We start from the raw sequence: 21,612 nt of genomic DNA on the forward strand, positions 1-21,612 counted from the left end.
CTCCACCGTCCTTCCCCCAAGGTGGCACCATGCCTGTCGCTGCACGCTCGTTCCTCGGCCGCGTCCTGTACGGCGGCCCTCCACTGACGACACTTCACGAGCACTACGCCAAGGGGGGCCTGATCGACGACCGGGCCCCCGTCGTCGCCGCCAGCCGGGTGCGGATCGCCGCGCCGCCCGCCGTCGTGTGGGGGCTGCTGGCGGATCTGCCGGGCTGGCCGGGCTGGGTGCCGGGCGTGAAGTCCGTGCGCCAGGGCCCCGGCGGCACCGCCCCGGACGCCTGGTTCCGCTGGAAACTGAACGGCATGTCCATCCGGTCGACGCTCGCGGTCGTCGCCCCGGAGCACGAGCTGTGCTGGACCGGCGTCCTCGCCGGTACCCGGGCCGTGCACCGCTTCCGGCTGACCGCGGACGCCGACGGCGGCGGCACCGAGGTGGTCTCCGAGGAGTCCATCGGCGGCCCGCTGATCGCCCTGTACTTCCCCAGCGACAAGCTGCGCACGGTGCTGCGGAACTGGCTGGGCGCGCTGAGGACGACCGCCGAGGCGGCCGCGCGGGCGCAGGGGGTGACCCGGTGACGCTGGCCCTCGCCGACAACGGCGCCATGCTCGCCGTCCGCTTCCTGCTCGAACTCACCTCGCTGGTCTGCTTCGCGATCTGGGCCTGGCGGGTCGTGCCGAATCCGTGGCGCTGGATCGCGGTCGTGCTGGTGCCGGTCGTGATCGGCTGGGCGTGGGGCTCGTTCACCGTGCCCCACGACCCGTCCCGCTCCGGCGCGAGCGACTACCACACCCCCGGCCCGCTGCGCCTGCTGCTCGAACTCGCCGTGTTCTTCGGCGCCGTGGCCGCCCTGTACCACGCCCGGCTGCGCCGCGCGGCCCGCGGGCTGCTGGTCGTCATGGTCCTCTACCAGGTCCTCGCCTACGACCGGATCGGCTGGCTGCTCAGCCACTGATGCGCCGTACCGCACGCTCACGCCCCGCCGGGCGCGTCAGGCACCGGCGGGGCACTCGTGCCATCGGCCCGGAACGGCGCGCGGCCTCACCCTGAGGACCACGCCGGCACGGCGGCGCCGGAGGCACCGGGGCGAACCGGCCGGCCGTATGCCCCCGGCCGCACCGCCGCCGCGTCCGGCCCGGAGCACGACGGCCGACGGCCGCCTGGCCGACCACCCCCACCACGGTGGGGACGGACGGCCGGCGGACGGCCGGTGCGGGTGGGCTCATACGGGCGCGGGGATCCGTGCCACCAGCGCCGCCACCGCCGGTTCCAGCACGGCGTACCCGGGACTCAGGTCGCCGGCCAGGAACAGCCGGCGCATCAGCGTGCGCCGGATCTTGCCGCTGGTGGTGCGGCGCACGGTGCCGGGCGCGACCAGCAGGACCGTGCCGGCCGGCACCGCGAACTCCGCGGCGACGGCGGCCTGGACGCGCTCGACGACCTCCAGCGGGTCGGCCTCCTCGGGGCCCGCCGTCTCCAGGACGACGACCAGCCGCTCCCGGCCACCGTCACCGGCCTGCACGGCGAAGGCGGCGCCCGTGCCGAGCGAGCGGTCCGCGGCCCGGGCCGCGGCCTCCACGTCGTGCGGATAGATGTTCCGGCCGTTGACCAGGATCATCTCCTTCAGTCTGCCGGTGACGTACAGCTGCCCGTCGGCGAGCGCCCCGAGGTCCCCGGTGCGCAGCCAGTTCCCGGCCTGTGCCGGGGGTTCTCCGGCCAGGCGTGCCCCGAAGGTCTCGGCGGTGGCCTCGGGCCGCGCCCAGTAGCCGTCGGCCACGCTCGCGCCGCGTACCCAGATCTCGCCGACCCGGCCGGCGGCCAGCGGCAGCGCGGAGTCCGGATCGACGACGCGCACCTCGAAGTCCTCCGTGTGCACCACCCCGCTGCCCACCAGGGTGCGGGCCGGCAGGTCGCCGTCGGCGGCGGTGAGTTCGCCGCGCTCCAGTGCGCCGGCGTCGACGGTCCGGACGAAGGGCCGGGTGCCGCGCGGGGTGCCGGAGACGAGGAGCGTCGTCTCGGCCATGCCGTAACAGGGGAAGAAGGCCTCGGGCCGGAAGCCGGCCGGGGCGAAGCGGCGGGTGAACGCCTCGACGGTGTCGGCGCGCACCGGTTCGGCGCCGTTGCAGGCCGCCTCCCAGCCGGACAGGTCGAGCCGGGCGAGGTCGGCGTCCTTCACCCGGCGCACGCACATGTCGTAGGCGAAGTTGGGCCCGCCGCCGACGGTGACGCCGTGGTCGCCGATCATCTCCAGCCAGGCACCCGGGCGGCGCAGGAAGGTGGCCGGGTCCATGAGGGCGGCGCGGGCCCCCTGCCACAGCGGTTGCAGTACGTGCCCGATGAGGCCCATGTCGTGGTAGAGGGGCAGCCAGCTGCCGAAGACGGACCGCGGGCTCGCGCCGGTCGCCCGCGCGATGGCCGCCTCGTTGGCCATCAGGTTCCGCTGGGAGACCATCACGCCCTTGGGGGCGCTGGTCGAGCCCGAGGTGTACTGGAGGAAGGCGAGGTCGTCGGGGCGCGCGGCGGGCTCCCGCCAGTGTCCGGCATCACCGACCGGACCGGCGTCGGTGGCCAGGCACGGCAGCGGGGCGGGGCCGGCGGTGGCGAACCAGGCCTCGATGGCGGGGGCGTGCGCGGCGGTGGTGAGGACGGCCGCGACGCGTGCGTCGGCGGCGATGCGCGCGAGCCGCTCGAAGTGGCGCTCGCGGCCCGCGGGCGGCGGCGCGGGAACGGCGACAGCGCCCGCGTACAGGCAGCCCACGAACGCGGTCACGAAGGACAGGTCGGAGGGGTGGAGCAGCAGCACCTGCCGGCCGGACAGGCCGTGCTCCTGCAGCCAGGCGGCGATCTCCTTGGCCCGGCGGTCGAGTTCGGCGTAGCCGAGGTGCTCGGTCCCGCTCTCGGTGACGAAGTCGAAGGCGGGGGCGTCGCCGCGGTCGGCCGCCCGCGCCAGCACGCGTGCCGTGTAGGTTTCCTGACGTTTCGTCATATTACTTGTTCTCCCGGCGGTCAGGCGGACAGGGCGTCGGCGAGCGTCGGCCGGCGGTCGTAGCGACGGATCAGCTCGGCGAGTTCGCGCAGGAAGGCGTCCTCGTGCGCGCGCAGGAAGAAGTGCCCGCCGGGCAGCACCCGCACCTCGCAGCCGCGTCCGGCGTGCCGCCGCCAGGCGACCACCTCCGGCACCGACACGAGCCGGTCGCGGGCGCCGACGAACAGGTGCAGCGGGACCCGGACCGCCTCCTCGTCCGGCGCGAAACCGGCCGTGCACAGCAGCAGGTCGTCGCGGGCGATGGGCAGCAGCGCGGCCAGGAAGTCGGGGTGATTGAGGATCACCTGCGGGATGCCGCCGAGCTTGGCGAGCCCGGCGATCAGTTCCTCGTCGTCGGCGCTCGGATCCGCGATCTCGGGGGCGGGCAGGTGCGGGGCGCGGTAGGAGCTGAGGACGAGGGCGAGCGGAAGGGGCGCGCCGCGCCGCTGGCGGCGGACGGTGAGGGCGTAGGCGATCAGGGCGCCCATGCTGTGCCCGTAGAAGACGTGCGGGTGCTCCAGTTCGGCGTCGAGCTGCTCGTCGAGGTCGGCGACCAGGGCGTGCAGGTCGGTGAAGCGGGCCTCGTCCATCCGGCCCTCGCGACCGGGCAGTTGGACGGGCATCAGCCGGGCGGCCGCGCCGTACGCGTCGAGGCCGCGCTGCCAGCGCCGGTAGGCGGAGGCCCCGCCGCCCGCGTACGGGAAGCAGAACAGGCGCACCCGGTCGCCGGTGTCGTCGTCCGTACCGGACAGGAAGGTCTGGGACAGGTAACGCGTCATTCCGTTCCGCCTCGGGCTCGTCCGATGTCGGGGCACCTGCCGGGACCGGCCCCGACGGCGTGGCCGTGGCGGGCGGCCGGCGCGGCGGTGGGCCTCGCGCGCCCCGGGGGTGCGGGCGCGGGCGGATCACTTGCCCGACCGGCCGGACCTCTCGGCGCACGGTGGAGCAGGTCCCGGCTGGCACCCCACGAGGGTGGGTCCGACCGCTAAAAAACAGCCAAATCGGAGGCGGTCGAGACGAGCTGCGGATCGTCGCTGAGGATCGCGTGATGCAGCCGCTGCAGCCGCTGCGAGGGCTCGATGCCGAGCTCGCTGACCAGCGCGGCACGCAGCCGACGGAAGGCCCGCAGGGCCTCGTCGGAACGGCCGCTGCGGTGCAGGGTGAGGATGAGCAGGGCGTGCAGGTTCTCCTGCAGGGGGTAGCGGTCGGTCATCATGGCCAGGTCGCCGATCAGTTCGGCGTGCCGGCCCAGGGACAGATAGGCCGCGGCCCGGCTCTCCACCACCCCGCGCCGCATCTCCTCCAGCCGGCGCGCCTCGGTCTGCAGGACCGTCCCCGTGCGTACGTCGGCCAGGACCGGCCCGCGCCACACCGCGAGCGCCTTGTCGAGGAGCACGGCGGCTTCCTCCGCCGCATCCCGGGCCAGGGCCTGCCGGCCGTGCCTGGCGAGCCGCTCGAACTCGTGGGAGTCCAGGCCGGTGCCGGGCAGGTCGAGTACGTAGCCGGTGTGGGTGCGGCAGAGCAGCTCCTTGGCGTCGGGGCCGCTCGCCGGGAGCGCGGCGGCGAGCGCGCGCCGCAGTTGCTTGACGTACGTCTGCACCACCGCCGCGGGACGCCCGGGTGGCGTGTCGCCCCACAGCTCCCGCTCGATGGCGGTCACGGAGACGTGCCGGCCGAGGTTGGCGGCCAGCAGGGCCAGCACCTGGCGGGGCTTGGCCGCGCTGGGCACCAGGGATGTGCCGTTCACCGTCGCAACGAACGGTCCGAGGAGTGCGACCCCCATCTCCGCTGCTCCTTCCGCGCTGCCAGCGGTTTCATTCGCCGACGGTCGCATATCCGCCAACGGGCCGACAGGGAGGGGCGCATGAGCGGGGCGTGAATCCGCCCGGGTGCGGCATGTGATTTCCTCATGTCCCGCAGGCCGGCCGCGCTCGCACGGCCCCCGCGGGACCACCGCGAGGGCCGCTTCGCGGACGGGCGGGGTACGGTTTCCGGACGCGACCTTCGCATTCGGCCCACCGTCCGCCACGCCGGTGTCCGTGGTCCTCGGGTGTCCCTCAGCGGGAACGCCATGGCGACGGCGACAGCAACCGATATGCCGACAGGCGAAGTCACCGGCTGCTCTCGTCCGCCGGCAGGCGCAGCCGGAACAGAGCGCCACCCCCCAAAGCCTGATGGGCCGTCAGTTCGGCGCCGTGGGTGTGGGCGATCTGGCGGGCCATGGCCAGGCCCAGCCCCGAGCCGGGCAGGGCGCGGGCGGTGCGGGAGCGGTAGAAGCGGTCGAAGACATGGGGCAGGTCGGCGGGGTCGATGCCGGGGCCGTGGTCGCGGACGGTGATCTCCAACCGGCCGTCCCGCGGTGCGCGCAGCGCGGCCACCTCGACGCGGCCGCCCGCCGGGGAGAACTTCGCCGCGTTGTCCAACAGGTTGGAGAACAGCCTGGTCAGACGGCTGGGAACGCCGGCCGACAGGGTGGCGGCGGCCGAGGGGGTCGTCTCCAGCACGAACCCGATGTGCGGCCAGTGGTCCCGGGCGGCGGCCACGGCGTGCTCCAGCAGCGCCGTCGGAGCCACCACCTCCAGCGCCAACTGCGGCTCCTCGTCGCGGGCCAGGTCGATCAGGTCGTTGACCAGATTGGTGACCTCCCGCAGCTGGCGGCCGAGGGCGCCCGTCGCGCGCTCCCGCTGGCGCGGGGTCAGCCGGTCCGCCCGGAGCAGGATCTCCGCGTTGGCACGCAGCGCCGTCAGCGGGGTGCGCAGCTCGTGCGAGGCGTCGGCGACCAGGCGCCGCTGGGCGGCCAGGGACTCCTCCAGGGCGTCGAGCATGGTGTTGAAGCTCACCGCGAGCCGGGTGATCTCGTCCTCCCGGCCGCGCGGACCGGGCCGCCCGGGCGGCAGCTCGATGCGGTGCCCGGCGTCGCGCGTCGCGGTGATCCGCTCCGCCGTCGAGGTCAGCCGCGCCACCGGGGCCAGGCCCGAGCGGGACACCCAGTAGCCGAGCAGCGCGGCCACCGGCACCCCGGCCCCGCCGATCACCGCCAGCAGCCCGGCGACCTGCCGCTCGGCCCGCCGCACCCCGTCGGAGCGCAGCGCCACCTGCAGGGCCAGGCCCTTGCCGGCGGGCGTGGTCAGCACCCGCACCGGGTTCCCGGCCACCGAGGCGGTGCTGAAGTACGGCGCCCGGTCCCGGTCCGCGACCTGGCGCACGGCGCCGGTGACGGGCAGCAGATAGCCCTCCTTCGGGTCGTCGGCGGCCGAGGCGGGCACGAGCTGGGCGCACGCGGGCGCGGCCAGATAGCGGCACTCGCCGGCCTGCACGCCGGGCCCGTTCCGCTGGTGCTGCTGGATCGCCAGGGTCGCCGCCTGGGTGAGCTGGAGGTCGAACTGCCGGTTCAGGGTGTAGACGGTGACGGCGTACGCGCCCGCGCACACGGCCAGCGCCACACCGGCGACGGCGGCGGAGGCGGTGAGCGCGAGCCGGCGGCGCAGCGGCGGGCGGCGGTGCCTGCGAGGGCGGGGCCGAAGGCGGGGGCGGGGGCGGGTCATCGCTCGTCCAGGACGTAGCCGATGCCGTACACGGTGTGGACAAGACGCGAGGCGCCGCCCGCCTCCAGCTTGCGGCGCAGGTAACCGACGTACACGGCAAGGGAGTTGGAGTCCGGCCCGAGGTCGCGGCCCCACACCCAGCGCATGATCGTCTCCCGCTCCAGGACCTGGCCCGGATGGCGCAGCAGCAGGTCCAGCAGGGCCCACTCGGTGCGGGTGAACTCCAGCCGCCGGCCCGCGCGCACCGCCGAGCGGCTCTCGGGGTCCAGGATCAGGTCGGCGAAGCGCAGCGCGTCCGGCTGCGGCGGCTCACCGGGGCCGGCGCGGCGCAGCAGGGCCCGCAGCCGGGCCGCCAGCTCGTCCAGCGCGAACGGCTTGACCAGGTAGTCGTCCGCGCCCGCGTCCAGACCGTCCACCCGGTCGCTGACCGCGTCGAGCGCGGTGAGCACCAGGATCGGGGTACGGTCGCCCAGCGCCCGCAGCTGCCGGCACACCGCCAGCCCGTCCACCACCGGCATCATCACGTCCAGCACCAGGGCGTCCGGCTCCCAGTCCACCGCCGCCGCGAGCGCCGCGTGGCCGTCCGCCGCGCCCCGCACGGTGAAGCCCTCCAGCGTCAGCCCGTCCTCCAGGGCGGCCCGGACCTCCGGGTCGTCGTCCACCACCAGGACCCGCCCGAAGGCGCCGGGAGACGGGGCGTACGCTGCGTCGTTCATGGCCCCAGCCTGCCAAACCGCTCTCTTAAGAGCCTCTTAGAACAGCTCGCGAGCGTGCCGGGCATGGACACTCCGCTCTCCGTCGTGATCGGTGCCGGGGGCACCGGCGGCCACATCTATCCCGGGCTCGCACTGGCCGACGCGCTGCGCCGCCGGGCGCCCGACGCGGTGATCTCCTTCGTCGGCACCGAGCGCGGCCTGGAGACCCGGCTCATCCCGGAGGCCGGGTACCGGCTGCACACGGTCGACATGATCCCCTTCGACCGCTCCCTCGGCGCGAAGCGCTTCACCCTGCCCGCCGCGCTGCTGAAGTCGGCCGGACAGTGCCGGGCCGTCCTGCGGGAACAGGGCGCGCAGGTCGCCGTCGGCATGGGCGGGTATCCGAGCGCCCCGGTCGTCCTCGGCGCCCGCCTCGCCTCGCTGCCGAGCGTCATCCACGAGTCCAACGCGGTGCCCGGCCGGGCCAACGCCTTCGCCGCCCGGCTCACCCCGCACATCGCGCTCGCCTTCGAGGCCGGCGTCGACCGGCTGCCCGCGTCCGGCCGGCCCGAGCTGGTCGGCATGCCGCTGTCCGGCCCGCTGGCCACCCTCGACCGGGCCGGCGCGCGCGAGGACGCCCGCCGGGAGCTGGGCATCGGCGGGCGGACCCGGCTGCTCCTCGTCAACGGCGGCAGCCTGGGCGCGGCCCGGCTCACCGAGGCGGCCCTCGGGCTCGCCGAGCGCTGGCGGGAGCGCACCGACGTACGGCTGCTGGTCAAGACCGGGCCCGCGGCCCTGGAGGAGGCCCGTGCCCGGCTGCGCGCCACCGGGGCCGACCGGGTCGCCGAGGCCGTGGCCTATCTGGACCGCATCGACCGGATGTACGCCGCCGCCGACCTGCTGGTGTGCCGGGCGGGCTCGGCGACCGTCGCCGAGCTGGCCGCCATCGGCCTGCCCGCCGTCCTCGTGCCGTACCCGCACGCCCCCGGCGACCACCAGACGCACAACGCCCGCACCCTCACCGGGATCGGCGCGGGGGTGCTGCTGCGGGACGAGACGACCACGGCCGCGTCCCTCGACGCCCTCGCCGGTCCCCTGCTCGACGACCCGCGCCGGCTGGACGCCATGTCCCGCGCCGCGGCCGCGGCCGGCGCCGGCGCGCTGCACCGGGACGCGGCCGACCGGCTGGCCCGCAAGGTGCTCCGGCTCGCGGGCCACCCGCTGCCCACCCCCGTCTCCCCCACGCTCTGACGCACTCCGAGAAAGGCCCCGCCATGAACGCGACCGCCCACCCCACGACCGACTTCTTCCACGACCGCACCGTCCTCGTCACCGGAGCCGAGGGCTTCATCGGCTCCACGCTGGTCGACCTGCTCGTCCAGCGGGGCGCCACCGTCCGCGCCCTCGTCCACTACAAGCCGTACGCCGAGAAGGGCAACCTCGCCCGGCTGCAGGACCACCCGCGGGTGGAGCTGATCGCGGGGGACGTGCGCGATCCGGGCCGGGTGATGGACGCCGTGGCCGGCTGCGACACCGTCTTCCACCTCGCCGCCCTCATCGGCATCCCCTACAGCTACGACTCCCCGGGCGCCTACGTCGCCGTCAACGTCACCGGCACCGAGAACATCGCCGAGGCCTGCCGCCGCCACGGGGTCCGCCGCCTGGTGCACACCTCCACCAGCGAGGTCTACGGCACCGCCCTGACCGTCCCGATCGGCGAGGACCACCCGCTCCAGCCGCAGTCGCCGTACTCGGCCTCGAAGATCGGCGCCGACATGATGGTCCTCTCCCACCACCACGCCTTCGACCTGCCCGTGACCGTCGTACGGCCCTTCAACACCTACGGCCCCCGCCAGTCCGCCCGCGCCGTGATCCCCACGATCCTCGCCCAACTGCACGCCGGGGCACGGGAGATACGCCTCGGCTCGCTGACCCCGACCCGTGACTTCACCTACGTCACCGACACCGCGCGCGGCTTCCTCGCCGTCGCGCAGTGCGACCGGGCGCTCGGTGACGTCGTCAACCTCGGCACCGGCGAGGAGATCGCCATCGGTGACCTGGCCCGCAGGCTGATCGCCGTCTCCGGGCAGGACGCGGAGATCGTCGTGGACGAGGCGCGGCTGCGCCCGGCCGGCAGCGAGGTGCACCGCCTGCTGTCGGACAACTCCCGGGCCCGCACCTGGGCCGCGTGGAAGCCGGAGATCTCCCTCGACGAGGGCCTGCGCCGCACCTCGGACTGGATCCGCGGCAACCTCCACCTCTTCGCACCCGGCCGCTACGCGGTCTGAACCCGCCGCGTCACCGTCCCGGCAGCAGCCCGATGCCGGACACCGGTCCGAGGTGAGCGAGCTTGTCGGGGTTGGACACGGCGTGGACCGCCCGGATCGCGCCGTCGGCGATGTCCAGCGCGACCACACTCGCCACGCGGCCCTCGGCGTCGTAAGTGACCCCGCCCGGGCGGCCGTTGACCCAGGCCGGTTCGAGGACGGCGCCGAGCGCCCGGACCCGGTGGAAGCCGCCCACGAGCAGCCGGCCGATCCGCCGCGGCTCGGTCACCGACGCCGCGAGGGCCTGCGCCTTGCCGCCGCCGTCGCCCTGGAACACCGCGTCGGGAGCGAGCATGCCGAGCAGGGCGTCCAGGTCGCCGCCGGCGGCGGCCGCGAAGAACCGGTCGGCCAGCCGCGCGCCCTCCGCCCGCCGCTCCGGGAGCGGCCCGGGGCCGGCCGGCCGCGCCCCGGGGGCGACGCGCTTCCTGGCGCGGGCGAAGATCTGCCGGCAGTTCGCCTCGGACTTGCCGGTGATCCGCGCCACCTCCGGGTAGCCGTGCCCGAAGACCTCGCGCAGCACGAACACCGCGCGCTCCACCGGCGAGAGGACCTCCAGCAGCACGAGGAACGCCATCGACAGCGCGTCGGACAGCTCGGCGTGCTCGGCCGGTCCGGACCCGTCGGCGGCGACCACGACCGGCTCGGGCAGCCAGTCGCCGACGTACGTCTCGCGTCGTACCCGCGCCGACTTCAGGTGGTTGATGGCGAGCCGGGTCACCGCCGTGGTCAGGTACGCCTTCAGGTCGGTGATCACGGTGCCCGCCCGGCGCGCCCGGGTCAGCCCGAGGAAGGCGTCCTGCACGAGGTCCTCGGCGTCGCCCACGGAGCCGGTCATCCCGTAGGCGACGGAGAACAGCAGCGGCCGGTATCCGTACGCGTCCGTGCCTGCGGACGCCTCCGCGGAGACGCACATCACATCTCTCTCCCTCACAGCGTGCCCGGGTGTCCTGTCTCAGAGGGGCGACAGCACAGCACACGCAACCACCCCACGAGGAGAGAACCATGAACGTCGCCCTGTGGATCGTCGCCGGACTGCTGGCCGCCGCCTACCTGGCGGGCGGCGGCTACAAGGTGATCACCCCGAAGGAGCGGATCGCCGCCGCCGGGGCCGCCGGCCGCTGGGTCGAGGACTTCGGCGCCGGCGGTGTGAAGGCCATCGGGGTCCTGGAGGTCCTGGCCGCGGTGGGCCTGGTCCTGCCCGCCGCGCTCGGCATCGCACCGGTGCTGGTGCCGCTGGCCGCCCTCGGGCTGGTGCTGCTGATGACCGGCGCCGCGCTCACCCGCGTCCGGCGGCACGAGTACCGCCTGGTGGCCGTGGACCTGGTCTACGTCGCCCTGGCCGCGTTCGTGGCCTGGGGGCGCTTGTGAGCACCGGGGCACGCTACGACGACGCCCGCACCACCAGCTCCGTCGCCAGCACCGCGTGCCGTCGCTCCAGCCCCCGGGAGGCGGCCGGGCGCCGGTCGGCGATCTCGGCGAGCAGCAGGTCGATCATGGCGCGGCCCATCTCCTCGATGGGCTGGCGGACGCTGGTCAGCGGCGGGTCCATGTGGCGGGCGATGGCGGAGTCGTCGTAGCCGATCAGCGCCACGTCGTCCGGGATACGGCGGCCCGCCTCGCGCAGCACCTGGCGGGCGCCCGCCGCCGTCACGTCCGAGCCGGCGAAGACCGCGTCCAGACCGGGGCGCCGCTCCAGCAGGGCGGACATGGCCCGCCGGCCGCCCTCCTCCGTGAAGTCCCCGGGCTCGACGAGGAGTTCGTCCGTCTCGTGGCCCGCGTCGCGCAGGGCGTCGCGGTAGCCGTCGACGCGGCGCTGGGCGCCGTAGACGTCGAGGCGGCCGGTGATGTGCGCGATCTCGGTGCGCCCCCGCGCCAGCAGGTGCTCGACGGCCGAGCGGGCGCCGCCGTAGTTGTCGGAGTCCACCGAGGTGAGCGCCTCGGCGGCCGAGCGCGGGCCGCTGATCACGGCCGGGATCTCCAGCTGGGCCAGCAGGTCGGGCAGCGGGTCGTCGGCGTGCACCGAGACCAGCAGGACGCCGTCCACGCGGTGCGCCGCGAGGTACTGGGCGAGACGCTGGCGCCCCCGGGCGTTGCCCGCGAAGGTCAGCAGCAACTGCATCTCGCTGTCGGCGAGTTCGGCGCCGACACCGCGCAGCATGTCCGAGAAGTAGGGCTCGGCGAAGAAGCGGGCCTCGGGCTCGGGCACGACGAGGGCGATCGCGTCGGTGCGGTTGGCCGCGAGGGCGCGGGCCGCGGTGTTGGGGACGTAACCCAGTTCGGCGACGGCCGCCTCGACCGCGGCGCGGGTGGCGTCGCTGACCCGGGGCGAGCCGTTGATCACCCGCGAGACCGTGCCCCGGCCGACCCCGGCCCGTGCGGCGACCTCCTCGAGCGTGGGCCGCCCACCGCTCCGGCCCCGCGCCCCGTGGCTTGCCATGGGCTCCGCCTCTCCGCAGCATCGTCTGTGCTGGCCGAATGTAACAGGCACACTTCACCGCGGCAGCCGCCCCCGGGAGCTGCCGACCGACCCCGCTAACGCTCCGATAACCGAAGGCACTCCCGCGTGTCCGCTCCCTTGACACCCCGCTTCCGAGCGACGACTCTTCAACCCATCACGTGTGGGAGCGCTCCCACACTACCTGACACATACACATCCCGCACGTTCCCCGCCCGAGCCGCAGCGAGCAACATACGGGCCCAACAGTGCAGTTGGCCGGGGGGTCGGCACGTCAGGCAACAGGAGGACGCAATGCGCACGAGCATCCGCCGGTCCCGCAGGCTGGGGGCCCTCGCGGCCGTGGCCGCGCTGACCACGGGACTGCTGGCCGGCTGCGCCAAGGACAGCGGCGGTTCGTCGGACACCTCGGGCGGTGGCGGCGGCAAGGGCACGACCACGATCACCCTGGGCCTGTTCGGCACCATGGGCTTCAAGGAGGCCGGTCTCTACACCGACTACGAGAAGCTCCACCCCGGCATCTCGATCCAGGAGAACGTGATCGAGAAGAACGAGAACTACTACCCGGCCCTGGTCAACCACCTCACCACCAACAGCGGACTGCAGGACGTCCAGGCCGTCGAAGTCGGCAACATCGCCGAGGTCGTACAGACCCAGGCGGCCAAGCTGGAGGACCTGTCCAAGGTCGCGGGCGTGGCCAAGAGCAACTGGCTGGACTGGAAGTGGCAGCAGGCCACCACCAAGGACGGCCAGACGGTCGGCCTCGGCACCGACATCGGCCCGATGGCCATCTGCTACCGCAAGGACATGTTCAAGGCGGCCGGCCTGCCCACCGACCGCGACCAGGTGTCCAAGCTGTGGGCCGGCGACTGGAGCAAGCTCGTCTCCACCGGCGAGCAGTACCAGAAGAAGGCCCCCAAGGGCACCACCTTCATGGACTCCCCCGGCGGCCTGCTGAACGCGATCCTCAGCAGCGCGAGCCAGAAGTTCTACGACTCCTCCGGCAAGGTCGTCTACAAGACGAACCCGGCCGTCAGGAGCGCCTTCGACCTGACGGCCAAGGCCGCCAAGGAGGGGCTGCTGCAGTCGCAGACGCAGTTCCAGCCCGGCTGGGACCAGCTGATCTCCAACAGCAAGTTCGCCTCCGTGGCCTGCCCGCCGTGGATGCTCGGCTACATCAAGGGCAAGTCGAAGGCGGACGCCGCCGGCCAGTGGGACGTGGCCCAGGCGCCGCAGTCCGGCAACTGGGGCGGCACCTTCCTGGCCGTGCCCAAGTCCGGCAAGCACGTCACCGAGGCGGAGAAGTTCGTCGCCTGGCTGACCGCCCCCGCCCAGCAGGCCAAGCTCTTCGCCGTCCAGGGCAGCTTCCCGAGCGCGCCGCCCGCGTACGCCATGTCCCAGGTCACCGGCGCGAAGAACCAGATGACCGGGGACGCCCCGATCGGCGCGATCTTCGCGCAGGCCGCCAAGTCCATCCCCAGCCAGCCGATCGGCCCGAAGGACCAGATCATCCAGCAGGGCCTGACGGACAACGGCGTCTTCCTGGTCACGCAGGGCAAGACCGCTGCGGACGCCTGGAACACGGCCGTCAAGACCATCGACAACAACCTGGAGCAGTGACCGGCATGGCCACCCGGCACGACACCGCCGCGTCCCCCGCGAGGGAGGGGGGCGCGGCCCCGGCCCGCTCCGGTGCGCCCTCCGGCGCCTACGGCACGGACGAGCGGCGGCGGGCGCGGCTGTCCCGGCGCTGGCAGCGCGACATCCGCTGGAGCCCGTACGCCTTCGTCTCCCCCTTCTTCCTCCTCTTCGTGGCGTTCGGCCTCTTCCCGCTGATCTACACGGGCTGGGCCTCGCTGCACACGGTGGAGCTGACCGCGCCGACCGACATGCGGTGGGCGGGGCTGCACAACTACACCCGGATCTTCGACGACGACTTCTTCTGGAACGCGGCGAAGAACACCCTGACCATCGGGATCATCTCGACCGTCCCGCAGCTGGCGATGGCGATGGGGCTCGCCCACATCCTCAACTACAGGCTGCGCGCGTCGACGTTCTTCCGCGTCGTGATGCTGGCGCCGTACGCGACGTCGATCGCCGCCGCCTCGCTGGTCTTCGTCCTGCTCTTCGGCCGCGACTACGGCATGATCAACTGGGCGCTGCACTTCGTCGGCGGCGGTCACGTCGACTGGCAGAACGACAAGTGGCCCTCGCAGATCGCGGTCTCCTCGATCGTCGTCTGGCGCTGGACCGGCTACAACGCGCTGATCTACCTGGCGGCGATGCAGGCCGTCCCGCAGGACCTGTACGAGTCGGCGGCGCTGGACGGGGCCAACCGCTGGCAGCAGTTCTTCCATGTGACGCTGCCGCAGCTGCGCCCGACGATCCTGTTCACCTGTGTCGTGTCGACGATCGGCGCCTCGCAGCTCTTCGGCGAGCCGCTGATGTTCGACGCCAACAAGGGCGCCTCCGGGGGCGGCGAGCACCAGTTCCAGACGCTCGGCCTGTACCTGTACGAGCAGGGCTGGGTGAACCAGCACCTGGGCCGCGCCTCCGCGATCGCCTGGACGATGTTCCTGATCCTCATCGTGATCGGGATCGTCAACTACGTCATCTCGCGCCGCCTGCGCGAGAGTAGTTAGGAGTACGGCCGTGACGACGACCCTGACCCCGACCGGGGCGAGTGCGCAGGAGCCCCGGCGGACCCGGCGCCTTCGGCGGCCGAAGGCGGCGCGGGCCGGCGGGACGCTGCACGCGGGCCCGCTCGCCTACGCGGTGCTGGTCCTGTTCTCGCTCGGCTCGCTGTTCCCGCTGGTGTGGACGGCGATCGCCGCCTCCCGTGACAACAACCGGCTGGCCGAGACGCCGCCGCCGTTCTGGTTCGGCTCGAACCTGGCACACAACCTGAACGTCGCCTGGAACGACGCCAATCTGGGCAAGGCGTTCCTCAACACCACGTTCGTGGCGGGCGTTTCGGCGGCGACCGTCGTCTTCCTCTCGACGATCGCCGGGTTCGCCTTCGCCAAGCTGCGGTTCAAGGGCCGTAACGCCCTGATGCTGATCGTGATCGGCACGATGATGGTGCCGCCGCAGCTGAGCATCATCCCGCTGTACATGATGGTCGCCAAGCTCGACTGGACCGACCAGCTGCAGGCCGTGATCCTGCCGTCGCTGGTGAGCGCGTTCGGGGTGTTCTTCATGCGGCAGTACCTGATGCAGGCGCTGCCGGACGAGCTGATCGAGGCCGCCCGGGTGGACGGCGCGAGCAGCTGGCGGGTGGTGTGGCACATCGTGTTCCCGGCGGCCCGGCCGGCGATGGCGGTGCTCGGGATGCTGATGTTCGTACAGGCCTGGAACGACTTCCTGTGGCCGTTCCTGGTCCTCACCCAGAACGGCAACCCGACCGTGCAGGTCGCGGTCTCGGCGCTCGGCCGCGGCTACACCCCGGACCAGTCCCTGATCATGGCGGGCGCGCTGCTCGGCACGCTGCCGCTGCTGCTGGTGTTCGCGGTCTTCGGCAAGCAGATCGTGGGCGGGATCATGCAGGGCGCGGTCAAGGGCTGAGCGCCCGCGCCCGCCGAAGGGGCCGGGGCCCACCGCCCCGCCCCCTCCCCTCTCCTCCCTGTTCCGTACTTTCTTCCGTCGGTCTCCTACGACCCTTTATGGGAGCGCTTCCATGTCTGAGTCTGTCTCCTCCGTCCCCTCCGTCTCCTCCGTGACGTTCCCGCCCGCCTTCCTGTGGGGGGCGGCGACCTCGGCGTACCAGATCGAGGGGGCGGTGCGGGAGGACGGCCGCACCCCCTCGATCTGGGACACCTTCAGCCATACGCCGGGCCGGACGGCCGGCGGCGAGACCGGTGACATCGCGGTCGACCACTACCACCGCTACCGCGACGACGTGGCGCTGATGGCGGAGCTGGGCCTGACCGCGTACCGCTTCTCGGTCTCCTGGCCCCGGGTGCAGCCGACCGGCCGGGGCCCGGCGGTGCAGCGGGGCCTGGACTTCTACCGCCGTCTGGTGGACGAGCTGCTGGCGCACGGCATCAAGCCGTCGCTCACCCTCTACCACTGGGATCTGCCGCAGGAGCTGGAGGACGCGGGCGGCTGGCCGGAGCGGGACACCGCGCTGCGCTTCGCCGAGTACGCGCGGCTGGTCGGCGAGGCGCTGGGTGACCGGGTGGAACTGTGGACCACCCTCAACGAGCCCTGGTGCAGCGCCTTCCTGGGCTACGGCTCCGGGGTGCACGCGCCCGGCCGCACCGACCCGGAGGCCTCGCTGCGCGCCGCCCATCACCTCAACCTGGCGCACGGGCTGGCCGCTTCGGCGCTGCGCTCGGTGATGCCGGCCCGCAACCGGATCGCGGTCAGCCTCAACTCCTCGGTGGTCCGGCCGCGTTCGCAGGACCCGGCCGACCTGGCGGCGGCCCGCCGGATCGACGACCTGGCCAACGGGGTCTTCCACGGCCCGATGCTGCACGGCGCCTACCCCGAGTCGCTGTTCGCGGCGACGGCGTCGGTCACCGACTGGTCGTACGTCCTCGACGGCGATGTGCGCACGGCGGGCGCGCAACTGGACGCGCTGGGCCTGAACTACTACACCCCGGCGCTGGTCTCGGCCACGTCCGGCGCGGTCCCGGGCCCGCGGGCGGACGGCCACGGCGCGAGCGACCACTCCCCCTGGCCGGGCGCCGACGACGTGCTGTTCCACCAGACGCCGGGCGAGCGCACGGAGATGGGCTGGACCATCGACCCGACGGGCCTGTACGACCTGATCACGCGCTATGCGCGCGAGGCCCCGGGCCTGCCGCTCTACATCACCGAGAACGGCGCGGCCTACGACGACAAGCCGGACCCCGAGGGCCGCGTCCACGACCCCGAGCGTATCGCCTACCTCCACGCCCACCTGGCGGCCGTGCGCCGGGCGATCACCGACGGCGCCGACGTGCGCGGCTACTACCTGTGGTCCCTGATGGACAACTTCGAGTGGGCGTACGGCTACGGCAAGCGGTTCGGCGCGGTGTACGTGGACTACGCGACGCTGGAGCGCACCCCCAAGTCGAGCGCCCGCTGGTACGGCGAGGTGGCACGGACGGGGACGCTGCCACCGGCGGGATCGGCGGCCTGACGCACCCGGAAGGGGCGCGGCGATCCCCCCGGATCCGCCGCGCCCCCGGTGCCGGACGTGCGTCGTGGGGTCAGCCGAGGGCGCCGAAGGCCTTCGAGAAGGCGAACGGGGACTGGATGATCGAGCTGCAGGTGGGGTCGGCGGAGTTCTTCGCGCCGCCGGGGCACTGCTTGTCGCGGGCCGCGGACCACATCGACAGGCCGCCGAGGCCCTTGGACTTGGCGAAGTCCACCAGCTGGGTGGCGTCGTCGACCTTGAAGGTCTCGGCGGAGACGTCGTTGACGCCGATCATCGGGGTGACGGCGACGGCCTTCCAGGCGGCGGCGTCCGACAGCCCGAGGACTCCCTTGATCTGGGCCTGGGTGGCGGTGGCGGCCTGCTGGGCGTAGTCGCCCATGTCACCGCTGTAGGAGGAGCCGTAGTCCATCGCCATGATGTTGACGGTGCTGATCTGCGCGCCGTTGGACTTGGCGTCGGACAGCAGGTTCACGCCGTCCTGGGTGAGGCCCTCGGGCATCACCGGGAGCGTGAAGGAGACGTCCAGGCCCGGGTGCTGTGCCTGGAGCTTCGCTATCGCCTTGGCCCGCAGGGTGTTGGCCGCCGTGTTCGGCAGCGCGCCGCCCTCGACGTCGAAGTCGACCTTGGTGAGCTTGAAGGCGTCGATCGCCTTGCCGTACGCCGCCGCCAGCGCGTCGGCGGAGGAGCAGGTGGTGGCCAGCTCGGAGCCGGACGCGCCGCCGAAGGAGACCCGGACGTCACCGCCCTTGGCGCGCAGGGCGCCGATCTGCTGGGCGACGGCGTCGCTGGTCAGGTCGGTCACTCCGCCCCACTTGGGGGTGCAGCCACCGCCGTCGGTGATGAAGGCCAGGTTGTAGTTCTTCACCCCGGTCGCGTTCGCCGCGCCGACCAGGTCGAAGGCCGGGTAGAGGGAGGTGTCGACATACGGCGAGAAACCGGCGGAGGCGGCGGTGCCGCTGCCCGTCGTCCGGGAGGCGGTCGGAGCCGGCGTCGGGGTCGCGCTCCGGGTCGGGGCGGAGGTCTTGGTGGCCGTCGGGGTCGGGACCGGCGACGGGGTCCCGGTGGGGCGGCCGCTCGGCTCGGGGGTGGGGCCGCTGTCCGCCGAACACGGGGAGTCGTCGATACGGCAGCCGGTCGGGGCGCCGCCGCCCTCGACCACGAAGCCGACGGTGACCGACGCGCCCGGGGCGAGGCCCTCGGTGTCCCACTTCGCCGGCTTCACCGTGACGTGCGAACCGCTCACGCTCGACTCGCCGTTCCACAGCGAGCTGAGCCTGGCGCCCGCCGGGAGGTCGAACTCCAGCGTCCAGGTCTTCTCCTGCGCGCCGCTGTTGTTGGTGACGACGTACTGGGCGGTGTAACCGGTCGACCAGTCACTGGTCTTCGTGTACGCGGCGTTCACGCTCGCCGCGTTCGCGGTGCCGGTGAGCAGGACCGCGCCGCCGCCGACGACGGCCGCTGCCACGAGGCCGCCGATCGCCTTGTTCCTGCCACTGATCCTGCGCCGGTGCGTGCTCATGCGCATGCCTGCCTTCGATGTTCACGGGGGTGGGGTGCGGCAGCACGCTAGCGATCCGGAATCGGACAAACCGAGTGATCGGGACGGCGGTCGAAGACCTTAGGGTGCGCTTAAGGAAGGGATCGGGGACGGTTAATGGTCGAGACCAGTCGTGACCGGTTTGCGTGTCCGACGCCGGTGCACCCGCCCCCGCGCCGGCCGCCGTCCGTCCAGCTGGAACCAGATCCGCACCTCGGTGCCGCCCAGCACCGAGGAGCCGATGCGCACGTCCCCGCCCGTGGACTCGGCGAGCCGACGCACGATGTCGAGGCCCAGTCCGGTCGAACCGGCGCTCCCGGAGCCGCGTCCCCGCGCCATGGCCGACTCCGGGTCGGATATGCCGGGGCCCGCGTCGGAGACCAGCATGATCACCGCGTCCTCGGCGTTGTGCACGTCGACCGCGAAGGCGGTGCCCTCGGCGGTGTGCCGGAAGACGTTGCCGAGCAGGGCGTCGAGCGCCGCGGCCAGATCGGCGCGGGCCACGGGTATGCGCACCGGAGCGTCGACGCCGGCCACCCGCCACGTGCGCCCCTCGTCCTCGGCGAGCGCGGACCAGAACTCCATCCGCTCACGGACCACCGCGGCCGCGTCGCACCCGGCGCCGGTCCCGGCCGCGGCCATGGCCGTCTGCGGCTTGGCCTCCCGGGCCGTACGGATGATGGTGTCGACCTCGCGCTCCAGCTGGGCGACGGCCGCCCGGGTCTGCTCGGCGGCCGGACCGGCGCCGAGGGAGGCCGCGTTGAGCCGGAGGACCGTGAGCGGCGTGCGCAGCCGGTGGGAGAGGTCGGCCGCCAGTTCCCGCTCGTTGGCGAGGAGTTGGACCACCTGGTCGGCCATGGAGTTGAACGCGACGGCGGCGAGTCTGAGTTCGGTCGGACCGTCCTCCGGCACCCGTGCGCCCAGCCTGCCCTCGCCCAGTTCGTGCGCCCCGCGCACCAGCCGCTGCGCGGGCCGCACCATGCGCACCCCGAGCCGGTCGGCGACGGCCACCGAGCCGACGATCAGCGCGAGGCCGACGCCCGCGAGCACCGCCCAGGCCGTGCCGACGCCGTGGGTCACCTCGGACTCGGGGACGTAGACCTCGACGACCGCGATGGTGCCGGAGCCGAGCGCGACCGGCTGGAGCAGCGTGGAGCCGCCGGAGACGGTCGTCGTCGAGGCCCGGCCCATGCGCCGGACGGCCTCGATGTCACGGTCGGCGGCGCGCTGTCTGCCCAGGTCGAGCGCGGAGCGGCCGTCGGCGGCGGGCAGGTGCACGGCCATCCCGGAGTCGGCGCCGGCCGAGGCCACCACCCGCTCCAGCTTGTCCCGGTCGGTGGTGATGGACAGCGCGGGCGCGACGGCGGCCGCCTCCCGCTCGGCGTTCGAGAACGCGCGGTCGCGGGCCATCTCCCTGACGACCAGCCCGAGCGGGACGGCGAAGGCGACCACGACCATCGCGGTGACCGCCAGGCAGACCCTGACCAGGGCCCACCTCATCGCGCCGGCTCCCCGCCGAGCCCGTCCGCGCCGCCCGCCCCGGCCACCCCGTTTTCGGTGGGCGGTTCGATCTTCACGCCGACACCCCGCAGGGTGTGCAGATAGCGGGGCCGAGCGGCCGTCTCCCCCAATTTCCGGCGCAACCAGGACAGATGGACGTCGATGGTCTGGTCGTCGCCGTAGGACTGCTGCCAGACCTCGGCGAGCAGTTCCTTGCGCGGGACGACGACACCGGGCCGGCCGGCCAGGAAGGCGAGCAGGTCGAACTCCCGGCGGGTGAGGTCGAGCCGGACGCCGTCCAGCTCGGCCTGACGGCGCAGCGGGTCGACGCTCAGCCCGCCGACCCGGAGCACCGGCGAGGGCGGCGCCTCGGGGCCTCGGGAGCGGGCCCGGCGCAGCACGGCCGCGATCCGGGCGGAGAGGTGGTCGACCGAGAACGGCTTGGTCAGATAGTCGTCCGCCCCGGCGTTCAGCAGCCGGACGACCTCCGTCTCGTCGTCCCGGGCGGTGGCGATGATGACCGGCACGTCCGTGATGCCGCGCAGCATCTTCAGGGCCTCGGAGCCGTCCAGGTCCGGCAGTCCGAGGTCCAGGATGACCACGTCGAAACGGAAATGGGCGACCTCGCGCAGCGCCTCCAGCGCCGTACCGACACTGCGCACGGTGTGCGCGGCGTCGGTCAGATGCCGGATGAGCGCCGAGCGTACGAACTGGTCGTCCTCGACCACGAGCACACTTGCCATGCGCCGCACCGTACGCCATGCGGCGAGACCTGGTCCGGGCCTGTGGACAACTCCAGCCCTGTGGACAACCCGTGTGGGTCCTGAGGCAGTATGGCCCGCGATGCGCAAAGGACTCGTACCGGTGATGGCGTGGCTGCTCGCGACGGGAGCGGCGGTCACGCTGTCGTGGTGGGGTGTGCACACGGTCATGGCGGGGACGGCCTACGACCCGCCGCGCGCCCTGCCGATCACGGCGGCCGACGCGCGGGACCGGGCCTCGGCGCCCGCGCCACCGCCGCCGCCGTCCGCCTCCGCCGGCCCCACGCGCACCCGCTCACCGAGCCCGACGCCGGCCCCCGCCCGGACCCCGGTCCACACCTCCGGCCCCTCCGCGACCGCCTCCGGCCAGGTCAAGGCGTACGACACCGGCGGCGGGCGGGCGGTGTTCGACCTGGGCGCGGCGGACGCGACGCTGGTCTCGGCGACGCCGGGAGCCGGCTGGTCGATGCAGGTGTGGAAGACCGACACCTGGATCCGGGTGGAGTTCAGCCGGGGCACGGACCGGGTGTCGGTGTTCTGCGACTGGCACGACGGGCCGCCGCACGTGGAGGTCGGGAACTACTGAGCCGGCCACGACGGCGCCGCGGCCGAGGACGGCCCGTC

At 73.6% G+C, this 21,612-nt stretch carries 20 protein-coding genes; 10 read left to right on the forward strand and 10 right to left on the reverse strand.

Annotation, left to right across the window (positions count from 1 at the left end; translation table 11 throughout):
* Window positions 1-29: 29 nt before the first annotated feature.
* Window positions 30-578 (forward strand): SRPBCC family protein, encoded by a 549-nt coding sequence (locus BIV23_RS31990; RefSeq protein WP_071384476.1) that lies wholly within the window; start codon window positions 30-32, stop codon window positions 576-578.
* Window positions 575-955 (forward strand): YrdB family protein, encoded by a 381-nt coding sequence (locus BIV23_RS31995; RefSeq protein ID WP_071384477.1) that lies wholly within the window; start codon window positions 575-577, stop codon window positions 953-955. The genes BIV23_RS31990 and BIV23_RS31995 overlap by 4 nt, the downstream gene beginning before the upstream one ends.
* 267 nt (window positions 956-1,222) lie before the next feature.
* Here the strand turns inward: BIV23_RS31995 and BIV23_RS32000 are convergent, their stop codons facing one another.
* The 5 genes from BIV23_RS32000 to BIV23_RS32020 all read right to left on the reverse strand — a co-directional run bounded on the left by BIV23_RS32000 (window position 1,223) and on the right by BIV23_RS32020 (window position 7,286).
* Window positions 1,223-2,986 carry a fatty acyl-AMP ligase gene (locus tag BIV23_RS32000; protein ID WP_071384478.1) on the reverse strand — a complete coding sequence of 588 codons (1,764 nt, stop codon included), beginning with the start codon at window positions 2,984-2,986 and terminating at the stop codon, window positions 1,223-1,225.
* Between the two features lie 20 nt (window positions 2,987-3,006).
* A complete protein-coding gene (locus tag BIV23_RS32005; RefSeq protein ID WP_071384479.1) occupies window positions 3,007-3,804 on the reverse strand; it encodes a thioesterase II family protein in 798 nt (265 codons plus the stop codon).
* 206 nt (window positions 3,805-4,010) lie between these two features.
* Entirely contained in the window at window positions 4,011-4,808 is a 798-nt protein-coding gene (locus tag BIV23_RS32010) for an AfsR/SARP family transcriptional regulator (RefSeq protein ID WP_071384480.1), read from the reverse strand.
* Between the two features lie 328 nt (window positions 4,809-5,136).
* Window positions 5,137-6,570 (reverse strand): sensor histidine kinase, encoded by a 1,434-nt coding sequence (locus tag BIV23_RS32015; protein WP_071384481.1) that lies wholly within the window; start codon window positions 6,568-6,570, stop codon window positions 5,137-5,139.
* A complete protein-coding gene (locus tag BIV23_RS32020; RefSeq protein WP_071384482.1) occupies window positions 6,567-7,286 on the reverse strand; it encodes a response regulator transcription factor in 720 nt (239 codons plus the stop codon). Before BIV23_RS32020 ends, BIV23_RS32015 begins: the two co-directional genes overlap by 4 nt.
* A 63-nt stretch (window positions 7,287-7,349) precedes the next feature.
* Here BIV23_RS32020 and BIV23_RS32025 point away from each other — a divergent pair, with 63 nt between their 5' ends.
* Window positions 7,350-8,516: a UDP-N-acetylglucosamine--N-acetylmuramyl-(pentapeptide) pyrophosphoryl-undecaprenol N-acetylglucosamine transferase gene (locus BIV23_RS32025; protein WP_071384483.1), complete on the forward strand. Its 1,167-nt coding sequence runs from the start codon at window positions 7,350-7,352 to the stop codon at window positions 8,514-8,516.
* 23 nt (window positions 8,517-8,539) lie between these two features.
* Window positions 8,540-9,553 carry an SDR family NAD(P)-dependent oxidoreductase gene (locus BIV23_RS32030; protein ID WP_071384484.1) on the forward strand — a complete coding sequence of 338 codons (1,014 nt, stop codon included), beginning with the start codon at window positions 8,540-8,542 and terminating at the stop codon, window positions 9,551-9,553.
* Between the two features lie 10 nt (window positions 9,554-9,563).
* On the opposite strand, the gene sigJ is transcribed toward BIV23_RS32030, so the two are convergent.
* On the reverse strand, window positions 9,564-10,505 hold the full coding sequence (gene sigJ, locus BIV23_RS32035; protein ID WP_071384485.1) for an RNA polymerase sigma factor SigJ: 942 nt from the start codon (window positions 10,503-10,505) through the stop codon (window positions 9,564-9,566).
* Between the two features lie 89 nt (window positions 10,506-10,594).
* On the opposite strand from sigJ, the gene BIV23_RS32040 reads away from it, so the two are divergent.
* Window positions 10,595-10,960: a DoxX family protein gene (locus tag BIV23_RS32040; RefSeq protein ID WP_071384486.1), complete on the forward strand. Its 366-nt coding sequence runs from the start codon at window positions 10,595-10,597 to the stop codon at window positions 10,958-10,960.
* A gap of 13 nt (window positions 10,961-10,973) precedes the next feature.
* Here the strand turns inward: BIV23_RS32040 and BIV23_RS32045 are convergent, their stop codons facing one another.
* Window positions 10,974-12,029, reverse strand: a complete 1,056-nt coding sequence (locus tag BIV23_RS32045) for a LacI family DNA-binding transcriptional regulator (RefSeq protein WP_071384487.1) — start codon at window positions 12,027-12,029, stop codon at window positions 10,974-10,976.
* Between the two features lie 312 nt (window positions 12,030-12,341).
* Here BIV23_RS32045 and BIV23_RS32050 point away from each other — a divergent pair, with 312 nt between their 5' ends.
* The 4 genes from BIV23_RS32050 to BIV23_RS32065 all read left to right on the forward strand — a co-directional run bounded on the left by BIV23_RS32050 (window position 12,342) and on the right by BIV23_RS32065 (window position 17,172).
* Window positions 12,342-13,667, forward strand: coding sequence for an ABC transporter substrate-binding protein (locus BIV23_RS32050; RefSeq protein ID WP_071384488.1), 1,326 nt, complete (start codon window positions 12,342-12,344; stop codon window positions 13,665-13,667).
* Window positions 13,668-13,672: 5 nt separating this feature from the next.
* The gene (locus BIV23_RS32055; protein ID WP_071384508.1) at window positions 13,673-14,689 is read left to right on the forward strand and encodes a carbohydrate ABC transporter permease; all 1,017 of its coding nucleotides are present in this window, start codon (window positions 13,673-13,675) and stop codon (window positions 14,687-14,689) included.
* A 10-nt stretch (window positions 14,690-14,699) separates the two neighbouring features.
* Window positions 14,700-15,611, forward strand: a complete 912-nt coding sequence (locus BIV23_RS32060; RefSeq protein ID WP_071384489.1) for a carbohydrate ABC transporter permease — start codon at window positions 14,700-14,702, stop codon at window positions 15,609-15,611.
* A gap of 112 nt (window positions 15,612-15,723) precedes the next feature.
* The gene (locus tag BIV23_RS32065; protein WP_071384490.1) at window positions 15,724-17,172 is read left to right on the forward strand and encodes a GH1 family beta-glucosidase; all 1,449 of its coding nucleotides are present in this window, start codon (window positions 15,724-15,726) and stop codon (window positions 17,170-17,172) included.
* Window positions 17,173-17,242: 70 nt separating this feature from the next.
* Here BIV23_RS32065 and BIV23_RS32070 read toward each other — a convergent pair whose 3' ends face one another.
* The 3 genes from BIV23_RS32070 to BIV23_RS32080 all read right to left on the reverse strand — a co-directional run bounded on the left by BIV23_RS32070 (window position 17,243) and on the right by BIV23_RS32080 (window position 20,970).
* Window positions 17,243-18,709, reverse strand: a complete 1,467-nt coding sequence (locus BIV23_RS32070; protein ID WP_071384509.1) for a glycoside hydrolase family 18 protein — start codon at window positions 18,707-18,709, stop codon at window positions 17,243-17,245.
* Between the two features lie 132 nt (window positions 18,710-18,841).
* Window positions 18,842-20,227, reverse strand: coding sequence for a sensor histidine kinase (locus tag BIV23_RS32075; protein WP_071384491.1), 1,386 nt, complete (start codon window positions 20,225-20,227; stop codon window positions 18,842-18,844).
* Window positions 20,224-20,970, reverse strand: a complete 747-nt coding sequence (locus BIV23_RS32080) for a response regulator transcription factor (RefSeq protein ID WP_245790746.1) — start codon at window positions 20,968-20,970, stop codon at window positions 20,224-20,226. Before BIV23_RS32080 ends, BIV23_RS32075 begins: the two co-directional genes overlap by 4 nt.
* 100 nt (window positions 20,971-21,070) lie before the next feature.
* On the opposite strand from BIV23_RS32080, the gene BIV23_RS32085 reads away from it, so the two are divergent.
* The gene (locus BIV23_RS32085) at window positions 21,071-21,574 is read left to right on the forward strand and encodes a hypothetical protein (protein ID WP_071384493.1); all 504 of its coding nucleotides are present in this window, start codon (window positions 21,071-21,073) and stop codon (window positions 21,572-21,574) included.
* Window positions 21,575-21,612 lie beyond the last annotated feature (38 nt).

Source organism: Streptomyces monashensis (assembly GCF_001866665.1).
GTDB lineage: Bacteria > Actinomycetota > Actinomycetes > Streptomycetales > Streptomycetaceae > Streptomyces > Streptomyces monashensis.